Source organism: Corallococcus praedator (genome assembly GCF_003612125.1).
GTDB lineage: Bacteria > Myxococcota > Myxococcia > Myxococcales > Myxococcaceae > Corallococcus > Corallococcus praedator.
Genome location: NZ_RAWI01000664.1, coordinates 1 through 2,722 on the forward strand (window position 1 = coordinate 1; position 2,722 = coordinate 2,722).

Annotated in this window: 3 protein-coding genes; 2 read left to right on the plus strand and 1 reads right to left on the minus strand. The window is 71.8% G+C overall.

All coding sequences use genetic code 11. The features are described 5' to 3' along the window. Positions 1-99 precede the first annotated feature (99 nt). The gene (locus tag D7Y13_RS40560) at positions 100-747 is read left to right on the plus strand and encodes a SanA/YdcF family protein (RefSeq protein ID WP_233596043.1); all 648 of its coding nucleotides are present in this window, start codon (positions 100-102) and stop codon (positions 745-747) included. 114 nt (positions 748-861) lie between these two features. Continuing rightward, on the plus strand, positions 862-1,140 hold the full coding sequence (locus tag D7Y13_RS40565; RefSeq protein WP_120538354.1) for a hypothetical protein: 279 nt from the start codon (positions 862-864) through the stop codon (positions 1,138-1,140). Between the two features lie 120 nt (positions 1,141-1,260). Here D7Y13_RS40565 and D7Y13_RS40570 read toward each other — a convergent pair whose 3' ends face one another. Then, the gene (locus tag D7Y13_RS40570; RefSeq protein WP_120586158.1) at positions 1,261-2,598 is read right to left on the minus strand and encodes an SMI1/KNR4 family protein; all 1,338 of its coding nucleotides are present in this window, start codon (positions 2,596-2,598) and stop codon (positions 1,261-1,263) included. Positions 2,599-2,722: the final 124 nt, after the last annotated feature.

The following is a 2,722-nucleotide window of genomic DNA, read 5'->3' on the forward strand; positions in this document are numbered from 1 at the left end:
GGCGGGCATGAACAGTTCCGGGGGTCCGGATGCACGGTTCGCTTTCCGCGAGCGGCCCGCCGGAAGAGAATGGCCCCTCCCGACCGTTTTGCGAGGTCCATGAAGGCTGGCGGCACGACCAGGGTGTGGGTGCGCAGGGGCCTGGGGCTGGTCGGCCTGGGCCTCGTCGTCGTGCTGGGCCTGTCTCACTTCGTGCGCCTGCGCTACCAGGGCCGCATCGTGCCGCTGGCCGTGGCCCCGGAGGCGCCCCTGGCGCTGGTGTTCGGGGCGGGGCTCGCGCCGGGCGCGGTGCCCTCGCCGGTGCTGGCGCAGCGGCTGGACGCGGCCATCGCCCTCTGGCGGCAGGGCAAGGTGCGGGCGCTCCTGGTGAGCGGGGACAACTCCGCGCCCTTCCACGACGAGACGCGGGCCATGCGGCGCTATCTGGTGGAGCGCGGGGTGCCGGACGCGGTGGTGCTGGGCGACGAGGCGGGGCTGTCCACCTACGACAGCTGCCTGCGGGCGCACACGGTGTTCGGCGCGAACCGGGCGGTGCTGGTCACCCAGCGCTTCCACCTGTCGCGGGCGCTGTTCATCGCCAATTCGGTGGGCATCGACGCGTGGGGCGTGGCGGCGGACGAGGGCCGAGCGACCCCCTGGCGCTACACGCTGCGCGAGACGCTCTCCCGGGTGCTCGCGCTGGCGATGGTGGTGCTGGAAGTGGAGCCCGGCAGCCTCAACAGCCGGCCGCCGTCAGCCCCTCGCTGACGTCGGGTCAGGCCCGGCAGGCAGGCGACCGGCTCGGATTGCCGGCCGTGTCCGGGGGGCTCACTTTCGTGGGGACACGGAAGCTTTCTCAACCGTCCCTGTCGAGGAGACCCCATGCGATTCAACAAGCTCGGAGACGAGGATGTGGGCGAGTCCACCTCGCTGCGCCATCGCAACCCGATGACCGGGGAGGACGAAATCAACATCTCGGACCAGGACCTGGCCCTGTCTCCCCCGATGGAGGAGGAGGCGGATGCCCGGGACATCCTTCCGGATCAGATCCACGAGTTCCGCCGGGGAGACGAGGAGGAAGAGGAGGAGCGCGAGCTGACCGCGCAGCCCGATGACCCGGGCCCGCGTGCGCAGACGCCGGATCTGCTCCCCGACCGCTAGCCGGCCCCGGGCCGGTGGTGCTGCAAGGGCGCGTCCCCGGGAGGGAGACGCGCCCTTGTTTCAAGACCCGGGCGCCGGGGACGGAGGGCTCCAGGGAGCGCCTCCGGTCACCGGTGTGTTTCAGGACCGGCGACGCGCGGACTTCTTCGCCGTGGGCTTGCGAGCGACGGACTTCTTCGCAGCGGCGCCGCCCCGCTTCTGGGCAGCGCCCTTCTTCGCGGTGCTCCGCTTCGCGGCGGCGCCCTTCTTCGCGGCGGTGCCACCCCGCTTCTGGGCGGCGCCCTTCTTCGCGGCGGCCTTGCCCGTGGCCTTCTTCGCGGCACCCCGAGTGGGAGCGCCCTTCTTCGCGGCGGCGGCCTTGCCCGTGGCCTTCTTCGCGGCGCGGGCAGGAGCAGCCTTTTTCGCGGCGGCGGCCTTGCCCGTGGCCTTCTTCGCGGCACCCCGAGCAGGAGCGCCCTTCTTCGCGGTGGCCTTGCCCGTGCTTGCCGAGGACGCTTCATCCGACGGCACGTGCGCGGACTTGCGCGTGCTTCCCCGAGCCGCCGTGGACGGCGCCGGGGCCGTGCGACCCTTCTTCGGAGCGGAGGGCTTGCCCGCGCTCACGGAAGGTACGGCGGACGCCTCACGGGACGCGGGGGGCCGGACCTTCTTCGCGGTGGAACGCGACGGCCTGGACTCCGTGAACAGCTCCTCCTGCGCGCCCTCCTCCGCCTCGGAAGCCTCCTCGACCTCCGAGTCCTCCTCCTCGGACGCGTCGAGCGCTCCGCCCTCCTCATCGGAGGCCCCGGTCTCATCGCCTTCGTCGGCGGCCTCGTCCTCTTCGGCCTCCTCGACATCACGGGCCAGGGCGGCCAGGTCGCGCGAGTAGTCGCGGTTCCGCTCGGCGGGGGACGGCGCCTCGTCCTCCTCGGCCGCGGCGCCGGACAGCGCCCCCTGCAACACGGCGTTCAACGCCCGCGCGAAGGTGCGCTCCCCGAAGCTCTCCACCTCGACGGGCGGAACCAGTACCTCGAGCATGTCCTTGAGCGTGCGGTACAGCCGCATCTCCTTCTTCTCGTTCTCCCAGGTGCCGAAGACCCAGTCGTCCGCGTCCAGCGCCTCCATCCATCCGGGCAGCGGCCCACCCCCATCCCCCTGCTCCTCCATCGCGGACTTGCGCGCGACGAACAGGTGACGGTGCGGCCCCTTCAACCCGAAGCGCCACACGCCCGCGGCGGGCAGGCCCACCAGCATCAGCCGGCTCTTCTCCAGGACGCTGGCCGCCCCTTCGCCGCCCCGCAGCGGGTACAGGCGAACCTCGCCCTCGAACTCACCGCCGTTGAGCGTCAGGTACAGGTCCGTGAGCTCCCCGGGGAACGGGATGCCGCACTCCGTCTCGGCGCGGCGGACGTCCTCCGCCAGCACACCCTCCGAGGTCGCCTTCGCGGACTTGCGCAGTGCCTCCAACCACTCGTGCATGACCCCTCCATGACATCGACAGCCACCGAGGCTCGCACCTTACGGCGCCTGGGCCTCCGTGCGCAGTGTGCATGTCGGGTTTCGTCCACCCGACACCCCACCAGACATATCTGGAGAACCTGAC